At 41.3% G+C, this 18,467-nt stretch carries 7 protein-coding genes; 5 read left to right on the top strand and 2 right to left on the bottom strand.

Features of this window, described 5'->3' with window-relative positions:
* Positions 1-176: 176 nt before the first annotated feature.
* The 5 genes from gyrB to VJ786_RS05285 all read left to right on the top strand — a co-directional run bounded on the left by gyrB (position 177) and on the right by VJ786_RS05285 (position 11,053).
* Positions 177-2,135: a DNA topoisomerase (ATP-hydrolyzing) subunit B gene (gyrB, locus tag VJ786_RS05305; RefSeq protein ID WP_134777021.1), complete on the top strand. Its 1,959-nt coding sequence runs from the start codon at positions 177-179 to the stop codon at positions 2,133-2,135.
* A gap of 619 nt (positions 2,136-2,754) precedes the next feature.
* Entirely contained in the window at positions 2,755-4,806 is a 2,052-nt protein-coding gene (locus tag VJ786_RS05300; protein ID WP_134777020.1) for a helix-hairpin-helix domain-containing protein, read from the top strand.
* Positions 4,797-6,791, top strand: coding sequence for a ComEC/Rec2 family competence protein (locus VJ786_RS05295; RefSeq protein WP_134777019.1), 1,995 nt, complete (start codon positions 4,797-4,799; stop codon positions 6,789-6,791). Before VJ786_RS05300 ends, VJ786_RS05295 begins: the two co-directional genes overlap by 10 nt.
* Entirely contained in the window at positions 6,778-8,685 is a 1,908-nt protein-coding gene (locus VJ786_RS05290) for a RecQ family ATP-dependent DNA helicase (RefSeq protein ID WP_245153310.1), read from the top strand. Before VJ786_RS05295 ends, VJ786_RS05290 begins: the two co-directional genes overlap by 14 nt.
* A gap of 88 nt (positions 8,686-8,773) precedes the next feature.
* On the top strand, positions 8,774-11,053 hold the full coding sequence (locus tag VJ786_RS05285; protein ID WP_134777017.1) for a sodium-translocating pyrophosphatase: 2,280 nt from the start codon (positions 8,774-8,776) through the stop codon (positions 11,051-11,053).
* 264 nt (positions 11,054-11,317) lie between these two features.
* Here the strand turns inward: VJ786_RS05285 and VJ786_RS05280 are convergent, their stop codons facing one another.
* Both VJ786_RS05280 and VJ786_RS05275 read right to left on the bottom strand, forming a co-directional pair.
* Positions 11,318-17,236 carry an alpha-2-macroglobulin family protein gene (locus tag VJ786_RS05280; RefSeq protein ID WP_134777016.1) on the bottom strand — a complete coding sequence of 1,973 codons (5,919 nt, stop codon included), beginning with the start codon at positions 17,234-17,236 and terminating at the stop codon, positions 11,318-11,320.
* 334 nt (positions 17,237-17,570) lie between these two features.
* A complete protein-coding gene (locus tag VJ786_RS05275; RefSeq protein ID WP_099366919.1) occupies positions 17,571-18,464 on the bottom strand; it encodes a LysR family transcriptional regulator in 894 nt (297 codons plus the stop codon).
* Positions 18,465-18,467: the final 3 nt, after the last annotated feature.

Raw genomic sequence — 18,467 nt, 5'->3', positions numbered from 1 at the left:
CTAAGATAAAAAAATGAAATTTTACCAAAAATGCATGAAAAGCTAGTAAATAATGGCTTGGATGAGGATGTTTTTGGGAGAGTACCCGAGCGTATTTTTAAGCGTTTTATGTTTGATTATTAAGGTAATTTTTCGTATTTTTGAAAGTTAATCAACAGTAATATTAATTCATTTTCATGAGCGAAGAAAACAAAAAACCTTCAACGTATTCAGCGGATAATATCCAGGTTTTAGAGGGATTAGAAGCGGTACGTAAGCGTCCATCTATGTATATTGGTGATACGGGAGTAAAGGGTCTGCATCACCTGGTTTATGAAGTAGTCGATAACTCAATTGACGAAGCTGTTGCCGGTTATTGCGATGACATCGTTGTAACTATCCAAAAAGACAACGCTGTTTCGGTAAAAGATAATGGTCGTGGTATCCCTACAGGTATCAACAAAAAAGAGAATAAATCGGCATTAGAGCTGGTTATGACGGTATTGCACGCCGGTGGTAAATTCGATAAGGATACGTATAAGGTATCTGGAGGTTTGCACGGTGTGGGGGTTTCCTGTGTGAATGCCCTGTCGACCTTATTGCGTGCAGAAGTTCATCGTGAGGGTAAGATCTTTGTGCAGGAGTATGCACAGGGTAAGCCGCAATTTGATGTAAAGGAGATTGGTGAGAGTGACAAAACAGGAACTATTGTAACATTCCATCCGGATCCGGAGATCTTTACAACAACCATCGTCTATAACTATGATACCTTAGCAAACCGTTTGAGAGAGCTTTCTTTCTTGAACAAAGGGATTCGATTGACATTGATCGATGAGCGTGAGGTATTGGAGGATGATTCTTTCCGCCAGAATATCTTTTTCTCAGAAGGTGGACTGCAAGAATTCGTGAAGTTCTTGGATGGCAATCGCCATGCCTTGATCCCTGAACCGATCTATGTAGAAGGAATCAAACAAGGTATTCCCGTAGAACTTGCTTTGCAATACAACGATACATATGCGGAGAATGTACATTCTTATGTAAATAACATCAATACCATCGAAGGTGGTTCTCACGTGGCTGGTTTCCGTAGAGGTTTGACCAGGACGTTGAAGAAATATGCCGATGATTCAGGTTTATTGAAGAACTTAAAAGTAGAGATTACAGGTGATGACTTCCGTGAGGGATTGACTGCGGTAATTTCTGTTAAAGTTGCTGAACCTCAGTTCGAGGGGCAGACAAAAACCAAATTGGGTAACTCTGAAGTAATGGGTGCGGTGGATGTTGCCGTTGGTGAGATCTTAAGTGCTTATTTGGAGGAGAATCCGAGAGAGGCAAAACAGATCGTACAGAAAGTGATCATTGCTGCCCAAGCACGTGCTGCGGCTCGTAAAGCCCGTGAGTTGGTTCAACGTAAAACGGTTATGGGAGGTTCTGGTTTACCAGGTAAACTGGCCGACTGTTCGGATAATGATCCAGCGAGCTGTGAGATTTTCTTCGTCGAGGGAGATTCTGCGGGTGGTACGGCTAAGCAAGGTCGCGACCGTAGAACGCAGGCGATCATGCCTTTGAGAGGTAAGATCCTAAACGTGGAAAAGGCTATGGAACATAAGATCTATGAAAACGAAGAGATCAAGAATATGTTCACAGCATTAGGGGTTAGTATTGGTACCGCCGAGGATTCCAAAGCATTGAATACCGACAAACTTCGTTACCACAAGATTATTATTATGACGGATGCCGATGTCGATGGATCGCACATTGCGACTTTATTGTTGACATTCTATTTCCGTTATATGAAGGAGTTGATTGAGCGTGGATATGTTTATATCGCTACTCCTCCTTTGTATTTAGTGAAGAAAGGTAAGGATTTCCAATATGCATGGACAGAAGATCAGCGTTTGGCCGCTATTCAGCGCTTAAAAGGTGCGGGTAAAGAGGATAGTGTTCATGTGCAAAGGTATAAAGGTCTTGGTGAGATGAACGCGGAACAATTATGGGATACTACGATGGATCCGGATAAGCGTACGTTGCGTCAGGTGACGATTGAAAATGCTGCGGAATGTGATCGTATTTTCTCGATGTTGATGGGCGATGAAGTTGCTCCTCGTAGGGAATTTATCGAAGCGAACGCGAGGTATGCGAAGATTGATATTTAATTGGTAGATATTAGATGATAGATATTAGACGATAGATATTAGCGTGAAATATTTGAGAAAGGCAGTTCATTTTGAACTGCCTTTTTATTTGGGTGGAATTTTAGCTTAGGGAGCCCGCGTCATTGCGAGGAGGTTATCTCGTCCTTGCGAGTCGGTACGCCCGCCGTCATTGCGAGGAGGTACGACGAAGCAATCTTTGGATTCATGTCATCCTGAGCAGCGTCGAAGGATCTGTACGGGTACCAAATGTAGATCCTTCGACTTCGCTCAGGATGACATGGTTTGAAAGATTGCTTCGTTCCTCGCAATGACGGAGGTGGCTTCTATTTGGCTTCTAGATGTAAGCATAGTTTAAAGAGCGTGTAAGTATTATGCAAGTGCCTTTTAGCACTTACACCTCACTTAGAAGTCACTTACACCTCACTTGAAGTCAGAAGCAAATCTTTGCTTAATAACAACCTAGTAACAAACAAATAACAACCCAATAACAACCCAATAACAACCCAATAACACCCAAATAATATCTTAATAACAACCTAATAACAACCCAATAATATCCCAATAATATATTTATAGCATATTGATTTTAAATATTTTACATAAATAAAAACATCAAATTATGCGTCGATATATCTTCTTTCTTTTTCTCCTCATAACCCTTTTCCCCAACCTCTCTAATGCCCAAACCGAAGAAAAAATCCTAGAAGAAATATCCTTATCCGCATCTGATCCTGATGTCTTCACCGAAGATCTTACCGCACAGCTCGAACTCCTAAAACCTCTCCAAAAAAATCCACTAAACCTCAATACCATCTCCGAAGAGGAACTCCAACAACTTTTCTTCCTCTCCGCCAACCAAATCAATCAATTCTTCCTACACCGACAAAAATCAGGACCCTTCCTTTCCGTTAATGAACTGCAAGTCATTCCAGGATTTACCAACGAAGTGATTACCCTTATGCTTCCTTATATCACTGTAAAACCAAGCAATACCTTTAAACTATCCGATCTCCGTAAAAAATCCCTCGATAACTCGGCCTGGTCCATGTTCACTTATTCCAGGACCCTACAACCCGCTAAGGGCTACCAAATAACAGATCCTGAACGGTCCAAATATCTGGGCAGTCCAGATCGTTTATTGGCCCGATTTCGATGGAGCCACCAGGATAAACTCCTCTTTACCCTAAACATGAAAAAAGATCCAGGAGAACCATTCTTCGCCGCTAAACAACGATATGGATTCGATTATTATGCAGGTTCTATATATTACCGAAACATTAAACAAGCAAATCATCTTATCCTCGGAGATTTTCATGTGCAGCTTGGGCAAGGGCTTATAGTCTGGACTGGCCCGCAATTTGGGAATCGCAATGCCATAGCTCCGATCCTCCAACAGCCCATAGGCATCAGACCTCATACCGGCATGACCGAAAGTCGTTTCTTCCGGGGAATTGCAGCCTCTTTTATAAAAAAGAATTTTCAATTCATCCCTTTCTTATCCTACAAAAAAGAAACTGCCACCTTAAACCACCTACCGGATTTCGGTTGGGTAGTGACCTCCATCAATTACAGTGGTCTCCATCGAACGCCTTCTGAACAAAGAAATCGACAGACTACAGGAATTTTCAACGCCGGAACTTCCATGCATTGGTCAAACCTGAACTGGAAATTAGGTCTGGGCTATCTGTACCATCAATTGCAATACCCTTTACAACCACGACCAACCTATTATAATCAATATCGATTCAGGGGAACCACCCTCCATCAGTTGAATGCCCATTATCAATACAGCTTTTATAATCTGCTGTTGTATGGAGAAACCGCCCATAGCTTATCTTCGGGTTGGGCAAATTATCACGGTCTAACAGCCAGTCTTGGTCGAAAGTTTTCCTTCAATATCCGATATCGACATTATCAACCCAATTATCAGCAATTCTTTGCACAATCTTTCCAAGCACAAAGTAATCTAGGAAATGAACAAGGAGCCTATTTGAGCTTAGCCTATCATCCTTCCCGAAAATTCGATTGGATATCCAGTTTCGATTATGTTCAATTCGAGAAACCAAGGTATCGCGTTAGATTACCTTCGGAAGGTTGGCTGTTCCAGTCCCAAATGAGCTATATCTGGTATAAAAAGGGATATTTAAGACTCCGATATCAGTATAAATGGTTCCAAGAGGATTTTCCAGCGGAAAGTAAACTGCAAAGTAGGATAGCTAACGTCTTGCGGCATCAATTAAGGTTGAATTTTCAATATAAACTGACAGACAGTTGGATGCTCAACAATCAAGTAGAAGGGAGGCATTTTGCCAAAGATGCCGCCTATCCTAAAAGAGGATTTTTAGCACTTCAAGATCTGATCTGGAAAAACCCTGGAAATCCGTTTTCTGCAAACCTCAGGTTGGCTTGGTTCAATGTGGATAGTTATGATGCAAGAATCTATACCTATGAAAGGGATGTTTTGTATGCATTTTCCTTTCCATCATTTTTCCGAAAAGGCATCAGAACTTATGCAAATATAAAATACCGTATTGGAAAGTCCTTGGAGTTCTGGGGAAAGGCTGCTCATACCCATTATTTTGGGATTGATGAAATGGGATCGGGATTAGATCTCATCGCGGGAAATCAACGGACAGACATCAGGTTCCAGATCCGGTATTCATGGAATTAGAGAAAATAGTATTAGGTAAATACATATTCGTATTCCTGTTCTTTTTCTTGGTTTTAGGATATGTAATAGCCCAGTACATAACTTGGTCCAGCCCTCTTGTCTTAATTTTATGGATAGCAGGTGCATTGGTTTTGATGATCTATCACAACCGAATAATCCAAAACCATTATAAAGCAAATGCCTGGATAATAGCTTTATTGCTCACTATTTTTTCCTTGTTGAACATGCATCAACATTTGCCAGCCACAAGGTTGAAAATGGGGAAAGATCAACAGGTTTTGGCGAAGTTAATTTCTGAACCTAAAATTACGAAGCGACAGATACGCATGGAAATAATGATCTTGGAAATTCAAGGGCAATCCATAAAACCTTCCAAAACCTTAGCCGTATTATGGAAAGATAGTCTTTCTAGTTTCCCTTTTCATTTAGGGGACCAAATAAGCTTTAAAGCGCATTTAAAATCCATAAAACCAGCCTATAATCCACATCAGTTTGATTATAAATCCTATTTAAAAAGCAAGGGGATCTATTTTCAAAGTGAGGGGAAGGCCGAAGAAGTAAAGCTCATAAAAAGATACTCAGGATGGAATTTTTCCTACTGGGCAAGAAAACAACAAAAGCATTTTGCTGATAAATTCAACACCTTGATGAAAGCTAAAGAAGCTTTTCAGATAGCTTCGGCCATTGTTTTTGGGTATCGAACAGATTTTTCGGAAGAGATTACCCAAACCTTCGCCAATACCGGAACAATCCATATCCTAAGTGTATCGGGCTATCATGTGATGCTGGTATTCTGGTTTTTAAATATCATCCTTAAAAAATTTGATACCTACCTAGGAGGTCCTGCTTGTAGGTATATACTGGTCTTGATCATCATATGGCTCTATGCAGCCATCTGTGGCTTCGCACCACCTATCCAACGGGCAGCTTTGATGATCAGTATTTTTATTATTGGCCAATGGCTGCATCGTTTCCAATTTTCTGTTAATTCCTTGGCGGCCTCCGCCTTTATATTGCTCTGCTTTGATCCACATATGCTCTTTGATATCGGTTTTCAACTGTCGTACTTGGCCGTGTTAGGATTGATCCTATTCACTCCCTTTTTTAAAAGTCTGATGAATCATGATAAAAGCATTTTTAAGAAAATGATTTCCTTGCTTGCCGTTTCCTTATCCGCACAATTGATCACTACTCCGCTTGCCTTATACTATTTCCATCAGTTTCCAACTTACTTTTTGCCGGCCAATGTGCTTTTTACACTTCCATCCAGCATGATGGTTATTGTTGGTGGTATCTTAATGATAAGTCCTTTCCAAGGCATCAATACCTACTTCGCCATAATTTTGGAAAATATCATCACGTACAGTTATTCCATGCTAACCTGGATGGATAACTTACCAGGTTCAAGTATAAAAGGGCTTCAAATGGATGGATATGCCTTAGTCATAAGTTATTCAATATTACTTTTATTAAGTGTCGCCTATTATTTCAGACATATAAAATCCCTGTTTCTTTGTCTCCTAATGTCTTGCTTGCTGGTTGGTTGGGGTGTTTGGAAGACCTTTTCCAAGCAACACTTTAACGGGATAAGATTATATAATGTCCAGAAGGAAATTGCTTTTGCCATTATAAATAATGGCCATGTTTCGTTGTTTAGCAGTATGGATTCCATACAGGACAAAAGATTGAAATATGCCGTTTGGCCAGACCTGGAAAAGTTTAAAGCCTTGAATGAGATTCAGTTTGTCCGATTAGAGAATTGGATGGAAGGAAGCATAAGCTTCCAGGGGGAGTTATGTTTAATCAGGAACAACAAACTTCCTAAACAGCTAAATGCTACTGAAACATGGATATTTGATGCATCCAATACGGAGCGTTTTATCCAGGAATCCATCGCTTTATTGGATGCCAAAAAGCAGCCCTACTATATTTTGAAGGATAATTTTGCGTATGTTTGGGAGAATAAGGCACATGGAAAAGACTAGTCTGGAAATATTAAAGCAGTATTGGGGATACGATCGGTTTCGGCCTTTGCAGGAAGCCATCATCCATGATGTATTATTAGGAAAGGACACCTTAGGCTTGATGCCAACCGGTGGAGGAAAGTCCCTTTGTTTTCAGGTTCCAAGCCTGCAGATGGAGGGTATATGTATCGTTATTTCTCCTTTGATCGCCCTAATGAAAGATCAAGTCGAGAACTTGCGTAAAAGAGATATTCCTGCCATAGCCATCTTCTCAGGAATGAGTTACCGTGAGGTGGACATTGCGTTGGACAACTGCATCTTTGGGAACATCAAATTCCTTTATCTAGCACCAGAAAGGCTCTATTTAGATCTTATACAGGAGCGGATCAGGCATATGAAGGTCAATCTCTTTGCCATCGATGAAGCACATTGTATTTCCCAATGGGGATACGACTTCAGGCCACCTTACCTTGAATTATCTAAACTCCGTGAACTCCAACCTAATGTTCCTTTCTTGGCATTAACGGCCACGGCCACACCCAAAGTGGTAGAGGATATCCAAGAAAAGCTAGGATTTCGAGAACGGAATGAATACCGGATGAGTTTCCGAAGGGAAAACCTAGGTTATATGGTTTTTGATGAGGAGAACAAGATGAACCGCATGTTGCGTGTCATCAAGAAGATGGGAGGCTCAGGGGTAATCTATGTAAGGAATAGGCGGGAAACACAGGAGGTAGCTAGGTTTTTGCTCAACCACGGGGTACCTGCTGATTTTTACCATGCTGGGCTTGATATGCCTAGCAGGATGAAGAAACAGGAAGCCTGGACAAATAACCAAGTACGGGTCATTGTTGCCACCAATGCCTTCGGCATGGGGATCGATAAGCCCGATGTTCGCTTCGTTGTCCATTTGGACTTACCGGATTCCTTGGAAGCCTATTATCAAGAAGCAGGAAGGGCCGGAAGGGATGGCAAAAAAGCATTCCCGGTATTGCTCTATCAACAAGCTGATAGGGATAACCTTTGGCTAAATATCGAAAATGATTTTCCGGATGTTAAATTTATCCAACAGGTATATCATTATCTTTGCAATTATTTCCAGATAGCCTATGGTGCTGGAAAAGGCCTGGTCTATGATTTTGACCTCGTTGAATTTGCTAAAAAATATAAACTGGAGGTTCTAAAGACCATCAGTGCCCTCAAATTTCTGGAAAGGGACCGATGGTTGAGTTTGAGTGAGTCGGTCTATATTCCTGCTCGATTTAAATTTGAAGTGGACTTTCAGGAACTCTATAAATTCCAAGTGCAAAGCGCCTTTTTCGACCCATTAATAAAAGCTATCCAACGTCTCTATGGAGGAGTTTATGATTATTTTGTGCCCATCAATGAGTTTGAATTGGCAAAGCTGATCAAAAAGCCTTATGAGGAAGTCGTTAAGATGCTGACCATGATGCAGACCCAGGAAATCGCGACTTATCTTCCCAAAACCGATGCGCCACAATTGGAATTCCTGCAGGCTAGGGTAGATTATAAAAACCTCTACATCGATACCCAGTTTATTGCGATGCGAAAGGCCTATAAACAGGAGCAGGTAAAGGCCATCTACCAATATCTGGACGAAAAGCATTGTCGAAGTTTGGCTATTCAACGCTATTTTGGCGAGGAAGGCGAAGAGGTATGTGGTGCCTGCGACCTCTGCCTTACCCGCGATTTCAAAACCAACGAGTCCGAAAAAATAGCCTTGGAAATCCAGCAACTTTTGATCGCAAAGCCCATGTATCTGTATGAATTGATCGAAGCCTTACAGATTGGCAAGGAGGAACTCCGCCTGCAGACCTTGCGCAGCCTACTGGACCAGCAGAAAGTCCTCCTTCAGGACGGGTTGTATTCCTGGAATGGTCTATTATACCGATAATCAATAAGTTATTTATACGGTGTTCTGGTTATTGCTTCTTTATTTGATAAAAAAAATGATAAATTAGTGATAACCAAATAAACTTTCTATGGAACAATTTATTATCTATTTACCAGCAGTCTTGGCTGTTTTGGGTCTACTCTTCATGCTGGTTAAGTCCGGATGGGTAAACAAACAGGATGCAGGCGATGGCCACATGCAAACCATTTCCAAGAGCATCAAAGAAGGAGCGATGGCTTTCCTAAAAGCAGAATATCGTATCCTATTGATCTTTGTTGTCATCGCATCCGTTGCGCTTTTCTTTGTATCCACCTTGGTGGAAACCACGCATTGGATCATTGTGGTCGCTTTTATTTTTGGTGCCTTTTTTTCTGCCCTTGCCGGAAATATCGGAATGCGGATCGCTACGAGCGCCAATGTAAGGACCACGCAGGCCGCTAGAACGAGCCTACCTCAGGCCTTAAAAGTTTCCTTTTCGGGAGGTACCGTAATGGGGTTGGGCGTTGCAGGATTGGCTGTTCTCGGTTTAAGTATTTTCTTTCTTTTGTTTCTAAAAATGTTTGTGACCAATGGTGGTGATTTCGTTCATGAAATGACCATTGTATTGGAAGCCTTGGCTGGATTTTCCCTAGGGGCGGAATCCATTGCCTTATTTGCACGTGTGGGAGGTGGTATTTACACCAAAGCAGCAGATGTGGGGGCAGACCTTGTGGGAAAGGTGGAGGCCGGTATTCCGGAGGATGATCCACGGAATCCAGCTACCATTGCTGATAACGTAGGCGATAATGTGGGCGATGTGGCCGGGATGGGAGCGGATCTATTTGGCTCTTATGTGGCAACGGTTCTAGCATCTATGGTGCTGGGAAATTATATTATCCGAGATATGTCGGAAGCTTCGGGCACTGCCTATACGGATGCTTTTAACGGAATGGGACCTATTTTATTACCAATTGTCATTGCAGGAGTTGGTATTTTGGCATCCATACTTGGAACCTTCCTGGTGAAGATTTCCAATAATGACGCTAAGGAGGCGCAGGTTCAGCGAGCCTTGAACATGGGGAACTGGACTTCCATTATTTTAACGGTGATATCCTGTTATTTCCTGATCCAATATATGCTTCCGGAAACCATTCAGATGAAGTTCTTCGGAGAAGGTTTTAAGGATATATCTCGCATGAATGTGTTCTATTCAACGATTGTTGGATTGGCTGTTGGGGGATTGATATCTTCCTTTACGGAATATTATACAGGTCTTGGTAAGAAACCGGTTCTGAATATTGTGCAGAACTCCTCCACAGGAGCCGCAACTAATATCATTGCTGGTTTAGCAACTGGGATGAAATCTACTTTTTCTTCCGTATTGTTATTTGCTTTGGCGATCTGGGGATCTTATACCTTGGCGGGTTTTTATGGGGTTGCGATTGCTGCATCTGCGATGATGGCGACGACGGCTATGCAACTGGCTATTGATGCATTTGGACCTATTGCGGATAATGCCGGTGGTATTGCAGAGATGAGCGAATTGCCAAAAGAAGTGCGCCAGCGTACCGATGTATTGGATTCGGTGGGGAATACCACAGCTGCGGTTGGTAAGGGTTTTGCTATTGCCTCGGCAGCTTTGACCGCATTGGCTTTGTTTGCAGCCTATGTGACTTTTACGGGTATCGATGGTATCAATATTTTTAAGGCGGATGTATTGGCAGCTTTATTCATTGGTGGAATGATTCCGGTGGTGTTTTCAGCTTTGGCAATGCAGTCTGTTGGTAAGGCAGCGATGGATATGGTGAATGAGGTAAGAAGGCAATTCCGGGAGATTCCAGGGATCTTGGAAGGTACTGGGAAGCCTGAATATGGGAAGTGTGTGGATATTTCTACAAAAGCGGCTTTAAGGGAGATGATGTTGCCTGGGGCGATTACGATTATTACACCGATTATTGTAGGGTTTGTGATGGGAGCGGAGGCGTTGGGCGCTTACATGGCTGGTGTTGCGGTATCAGGGGTGTTGTGGGCAATCTTTCAGAATAATGCAGGTGGAGCTTGGGATAACGCGAAGAAGTCTTTTGAAGCAGGGGTGATGATCAATGGGGAGATGACTTTTAAGGGTTCTGAGGCGCATAAAGCTGCGGTTACGGGGGATACGGTAGGGGATCCTTTTAAGGATACTTCTGGACCGTCTATGAATATTTTGATTAAGTTGACTTGTTTGGTGGGTTTGGTGATTGCGCCGATATTAGGTGGACATCATTTGAAGGAAATGAGTAAGAAGGAAAAGGCGGGGGATAAGCAGGAGATGGTTAGTAAGGTGGGTAAGCAGGAGTTGGTTAGTAGGGTGGGTAAGCAGGAATTGGTTAGTAAGGTGAGTAAATAACCCGTCATTGCGATAATCTACGTCATTGCGAGGAGGCACGACGAAGCAATCTTTGAACTCTGTCATCCTGAGCATCGTCGAAGGATCTGTACGCTGATAAACGAACAGATGGTTCGACTACGCTCACCATGACATATCGAAAGATTGCTTCGTACCTCGCAATGACGCGGTTTTATTAGCTTGCGTACCTCGCAATGACGTGGCTCCCGCAATGACGTGGCTCTCGCAATGACGCGGTTTCTACTTAAAGTTCTACTTAAAGTTCTACTTAACAATACTCATTTCCACATTCTCCGATCTTGCGTTAACCGTCGGATCATACATACATTCCAAGGTCGTGATCCCCGAATTAAACCTTCCCAGATTATTCGCCTTCACCTCATATTCATAAGTAAACTTCCCTTTACCCAATCGATCAAAGAAATAATTTGTCGAAGCATCCTTCATCGTAAAATAAAACCTCTCCCAATACCTATACCCCGAAGGCTGATACACAGGTTCCACGCCAGAAGGTCTACTATCCTTCAAATGCACATATTGCAAAGGCTTATCATTTATCACCGTAATTCTCACCTTAATCTTCTCACCAAGAACAGCCTGATTACTCACCACCCATTTTCCTTCCCTTTCCACCAAGTATTCCTTGCTCACCTTAATCTCGTTCGTACTGCTCTTTACATCCTCCATCGGCACAAAATATTGATGATAAATTCCACCAAAAATATTCCGAACATTATTGTTCTTCACCGAAAACCGGGTATCCTGTTTAAGTTCCTCCTTTGGAATTACCTTCGATGCCTGACCCAAAACCTTATCATCCATAGCCAGCTCATTTCCATTCATCCGCACCGACACCGTATTCTCCAACGAAAAGTCCTTCGGATTATTTGCCAATAATATCGCATAGATCGCATCCACCGTCATCCAGGTACTGTACCAATAATTCGTTTCCTTCTTATAAAAGAACCACTGACTGATCGGCATCAATTTGCTTGGATCATGCATTTTATAAGCTTCCAAAACATAAGCCTGCATGGAGATGCCATTGTAATATTTTTCATTACTCTCCCAATACATTCCTTTCAGTTCATCCAAGATCACCTCCTGCTGCAGCCTATTCCTGATCTCTGTCGATTCTTTACCTGTTCCGAACAATTGATTCACGATCCATGCTTTAGCCGCAACTCCTGCAGGTCTATTTGCTGTCAACAACGGCGCTATAGCCACTTTACTCTTCAATTTCGCTTTAATAGCCTCCGAAATAGGGAACTCAGCAGACCAATATCTCCTTGCATATAGATAATCCAAGGCCGTACTTTCAGTAGCCTTAGGTCCAAATACTGTACTTGTTGTATCCAAATAACTGGTCAGTTTTGGAAGGATGCCCTTCATATCTTTACTGATCAAGCTCTTGTCCAGGGTCAATGTTTTACCCATGATCTCCAGGATCCGGATGGAAATATAAGGATCCGCTTTGCCACCATCAAACCAAGGGAATCCACCTTCACGGGTCTGATTCTTGACGATCTTCTCCTCGATAGCCTTTAGCTCTGACGGAAAGTTCGAACGGAATAATTTTGCCAATTCCTGCAATTTCTTGCCATCATTTTCAATGGACTTCAACCAAGGCATTTCCTCCAGTTTGAAACTGTTCAACTCTGCATTGGATTCCATTTTACTTTGTTTTTCCTCCGTATTCAGTTTTCTGAAATAATCGGAAATTGCTGGATAGCTCTTGTCCACATATTGCAGTACTTTAAGGGCAAACCATTTGCTTGTCAATTGCTCTGTACATTCGTATGGATAATTCTTCAGGTAATCCAATGCCGAAATAATCTCCAGAATAGGATTGCTTTGGATCTGAACCTTAGCCTGTACATTTTCCTTACCAGCTATTTTGATGAGGTAATCTTTTTCTTGATCCGGTTTCAGCATGATCTTCTCCGAATCGGTTATCAGCACCTTATTGGTCAGGATCGGAACCTCGGATAGTTCACCATCCGAGAATTCATCTGTTCCTGCAATCACTTTGATCTGAACCGTTGGATAACCAGCAGGTATTTTTAAGGTCCATTCTATTAATCCATGCGTATTTTCCTGGGTTTCAAAACGGGTTATCGCTTTTTCACCAATAAATTTATTGCTGATCACCTCATTGTTTTCCGGGTTGATGATCTCGATCTTTGCCGTTCCTGAAAGTGCTTTCTTACTCAGGTTTTGGATCTGTGTTTTGATCACAATTTCATCCCCTTCCCGGAAGTAACGTGGTAGATTCGGTCGCACCATCAATTGTTTCTGGGTTTGGGTATAGAAGGTAGCAGATCCAGCATTCAATTCCTTGTCATGGGCAAATAACTGCAATTTCCATTTGGTCAATGCTTCCGGCGAATCAAATTCAAAGGAAACATTTCCCTCAGCATCCGTGTAAAGGGTAGGGAAGAAGAAGGCCGTTTCCTGAAGATTGGTTCGGGTCTTTACATCCGATAATTGCTCATTCGCCTGTTTCCCGAGCCTACTGGTTAAAATAATAACACCATTTGCCCCCTTTGATCCATACAGAGCAGTCGCTTCGGCATCTTTTAAGACCTTAAAATCCGCAATTTCATCCTTATTGAAACTATTGAACTCTTCTTGACTAACAATTTCGCCATCGATGACATATAGGGGATCATTAGTATTTAAAGAGGATGTTCCGCGGAGCATTAAACTTGGTGATGCATTCACTCCTGCTACTTTCCCAGCTGCAGTAACAGTAACTACTTCCTCGATGACTTGACGACGTGAGGATTCGTGAACTCCATCCGAGTAGGCGAAATCATAAACTTTATTTTCTCCCCAATATGGCGTAATCCAAAGACCATAATTTTTTATACTTGGGAATTCGGTGCCTTTTGTATTCCTTACTTTAAAGTTCCTAAATAGGGAGTAAGAACCACTCGATGCATAAAAATTGCCATACATATGGTGGTAATAATAGGGTTGGAAATATGGATATTGCTTGGAAAGGGATGAGCTGAAATAATTACCCTGGAAAACATCCAATGAAGCATCATACATACTGGCCAATACCTCCGCCTGCATCTTCTCCTCTTTTTTAGTGATGGTAAAACTCCATTTTTCTTTTTGTCCAGGCGTTATCTTATCCCGGAAAGTTTGGGTCTTGATCTCCACCGACTGGTTTTCCCTTTCAATTGGGATGTGGATAGGTAAGGACGACAATTTGTTGTCGAAGATCAACATAGCATGGAACTGCATATTATTGTTCAGCTGTTCTTCGGTAATCTTGAATTTATAGATAATTTTCCCATTATTCCAGGACAATACCTGCAAAGGAAGTTTTTTGTTTCCAATCTGGCTGAATAAATAAAGACGCTTTACTTCTTTTAGATCCGTAAATAGTTTCAGGGTCACTTCATCGCCCTCTTTATAACTCGGCTTATCCAAGGTATAGGTTAGGAATTCAGAATTAAGACTTTTTCCAGTCGCTTTATCAAATACACTTACCAGGGCTTGTGCTCGGATACTATCCCGGCCTTGAATGGATAAAGCTTTGATGAAATATCTTCCACGTCCAAATAGATTAGAATCTATTCTAACCAACGTGGTATCCCGAGTATCGAAAGAATAGCTTTTGATCAGTTCTGATTTTTGATCACCAATAAATACATCATCAAATATGGTCGGGAAATATTTTTTATATTCCGAATTGGAAAATAAATGAAAGTCTACATCCCTAAAATAACTCCGCATGTGTTCCGGAACCACAACAGTAGGGTCTTTTATTTTCAAGATCTGTACATCGCCAGCAAATTTCAGGGGTTGATTATTGTTATTTAAGGTGTGGACCTGGATGGAAGACCATTTATATTCTTCTACATTCCTTGGCGTTTGAATTTGTATCCGCCATGGTTTATCACTGTATTGATGACTGGAAGCTGCCGATTGCATTTCACCATTCTGATTGACTACCTCCACCTCATAATTCAGTCTGAAATCGGTAAATGTTTGGAAGGTGGAATCCATCAATGGAACTTTGATGGTAAATTTTCCAAGTTCATTGGTCGTCGTAGTCGAATCGACAAAAAGACCATTTTTATACTGCTTACCCCGAGCGCTATAGTTTACTTTATAATGTACACTTGCGCCGACCAAAGGCGCACCATTTAAAGACATGGCTTGACCTTGGAATATGGCCGTATCTTTTTTGGTATAGGTTTCTTTATTGGTTTCCAGCTTAACCTCAAAGGTAGGTCGTTTATACTCCTCTACCCGAAAGCTTATTTCGCCAATCTGCAGCTCCTTCTGTTGAAAGGATAATCTAAATCGACCAGCCAATATGGGGCTTGGTAGGTTGAATTCTCCATGAATGGATCCATAAGCATTGCTTGTCAGTTCCAATGAGTCAATTTTTCTGAAATTTACATCATGTAAATAGACCTTGATTTTCTGATCGGCCAATACCCTGCCTTTCAGATAGTGATCATTGTAAATGATTCCTTTGAAGTATAAAGGTTGGCCGGGTCTATAGATGCCGCGGTCTAACATGGCATTTATCCTGACTTCACCCTCAATTTCTTCTTTTTCTTGATCGTATCGGACATGATCAGCTGTTTCCGGAAACTCCGATAGATCTATAAATTGATTTTCATCAGCTAAATAAATATAATAATCATTAATATCCGTGATGTCTTTCTTTTCGTTTGTTTTGAAATGATAGAAACCTCTTTGGTCTGTTTTTATCTTCTGGATTAATTTCAGAGGATTTTTATCATAGAATTCGTAGAGGCTGAATGTTTTGTTTGCATAGGGTTGCCCGGTCCTTCTGTTGATGAATAAAGTATGATACTCTTCGTTGTTTTCATTTTCTTTTTCGAAGGTTGCCGAAAAGAAGAAATCAGTGATATAGAAATTATTGATACTTACCTTTTGGAATTTATCATCATCCTTAAAAGCTGCGTTATTGGAGATCAAGATGGTATAATGGCCATACGGAAGGGGATTAATTTTATAGATGGTGCGCTTAGATTCTCCAACTGCTAGGTCTTTTATGGGTATGACTTCCTCATAGGCCAGAGGTGCATCTAAGCTGTTCACGAAGGTCGTACTATCATATTTTACTGTAAATTTTTTCAGTTCCTTCGGATGGTTGGTTGTGCGATAGACTCGGATATAAAGGTTGTCTACATTCCTCAGTCTTAAACTAATCGGTAAATAGGAATTCTGCAACTGGAATTCCTTCATATCCATTCCTATTTCTACTCTTTTAATGTCCTCATTCAGGTTTTTTGCATTATTTAGCCAAGGAGAATTAGGGTAATTTTTTTCAGCTTCTTCAACCAAGGCTAAGGCTTCCTTCTTATTTCCCATATAAAAATGTTTATATGCCATCTGATAAAGCAAATAAGCATTATAATCACTTGGATAGGTTTTCATGATATCCCGTAAGGCTTGGAAGTAGAGGAGGTTGTTATTTGCTTTTATGGTTGGATTTTGGGAAGCAAAAAAAGTGGCGGAAATTTTATAGTCTTCGTTTTTATTTAAGGCCATGATTTCCTGATGAAGATTTTGATAAGCACTTTTATAGCTGACCATATCTTTTTTAAGAAAAGATAGGTAATTGATGCTTAGATAATGGAATAGGGTAGGTGTGAGTTGTATATTATTAAGATCCGAAAACATGGAACTCCATTTCTCTGTTTTTTCTTTTTTTAATCTGAGTTTGTTTGTTAAAGAGAGCTTATAAAGGGAATCGATTATATCCCATTTTTGATTATGGTCTGCCGCTACAAATTTATTGCTCGAATTGCTGAGGTACCTGTGTAGGTTGTTTTCGAGGAAGGAGGCATAAAAATTATAGAGTACATCTTTTACCAAGGGTTTGGCGGTGGAGATGTTATTCTGGAAAAGCTGGTCGATTTTTTCGAATTGGTTATCGTCGTTGGTATTAACAGTTGCGACTTGGGTTTCTGCCAAAAAGGCTCTTAACCAGAGGGCGTCATCTTTTCTTTTTATGGATTCAGCTTTTATTGTTGCGAGCAAGGGTAAGGCTTGTTCGTAATTTTTTATGCTGAATAGGCGATCTACTTCCAACCATGTTTTGGTAAGATCATTTGTTTGTGGAGAGATTTGTCCTATTGAAAATAAGGGGATGAAGAGGAGGAGAATCCAGAGTGCTTTTTTCATAATGGTGTTGGTAAGTTGATGAATGCCATATGTTTTTATTCATCTGATGCAAGATAATATAGATTTCCATAATGGTGGGGTAAAAAAATATTTTATTTTGTTTATTTCCACGTCATTGCGAGGAGGCACGAGGAAGCAATCTTTGGCCTTTGTCATCCTGAGTGGTCTCTGTCATCCTGAGAGGTCTCTGTCATCCTGAGCGAAGTCGAAGGATCTGTACGAGTACCACATGTAGATGCTTCGACTGCGCTCAGCATGACATGAAGGAAGATTGCTTCGTCGTGCCTCCTCGCAATGACGCCCCCCCAATCATGCAAACCTCCCATCAACCCCTTCACTTAATCATCTTCTTCACAATATCCAACAACAACCCCAACCCCGGGTTCCTATTCTCCTCGTTCCATACCAACGACAATGTCGTCCGTTGTGGAAGATGGCTCAAATCCAAAAAATCAACATGAGTATGATACCCCTTTTTCAAGGAAGATGGCACGATCGCCACGCCCAATCCCTGACTTACCAGATTAAAAATACTCAACGCATTCACCGTCTTCAACGTCACATGCGGCTCAAAACCATGATCATAAAAAATACTCATCACCAAATTATAATACGAACTACTATAATCCTTCGAAAAAAGTATAAAAGATTCCTTCTGATAATCCAAGATATCCACCTTTTTAATGTTCTTGTTCTTCGCATCCTTCGGAACCACCAAACTAAAATGATCCGTCAACACCGGAATCGATTTTAATGGCGGAAAAGCTTTTTCCATCCGAACAAAACCAAAATCCAATTCATTCTTCAGCAACATCTCCAATTGAAACTCATTGGACAACTCATTCAAGGTAATATCAATCAACGGTTGTTCATGCTTTAGGCTAACCAATAATTCCGGCAGCACAGTCTGCACCGCCGATCCGATAAATCCCAATTTCAAGGAAGTAAGCTTCCCCTCCTCGATCTTTTCCACCTGTTCCTTGATCTTCCCTAATTGGTTAAACAACAGATCCACCTCCATCTGCAGGTATTGGCCCGCAGGCGTTAGAGAAACCTTCCGCTTATCCCTTTCAAACAATTGAGCCTGATAATAATCCTCCAATTGCTTGATCTGCCTCGATAATCCAGGTTGCGCAATAAACAAACGTTCTGCTGCACGCCTAAAATGCAGTTCCTCCGCCAAAACCTTAAAATAATGCAGATGTCTCAGTTCTATTTGATAATTCATAGT

The organism is Sphingobacterium tenebrionis, from assembly GCF_037126265.1.
Lineage (GTDB): Bacteria > Bacteroidota > Bacteroidia > Sphingobacteriales > Sphingobacteriaceae > Sphingobacterium > Sphingobacterium tenebrionis.
This window is presented reverse-complemented; position numbering and strand designations above follow the sequence as displayed.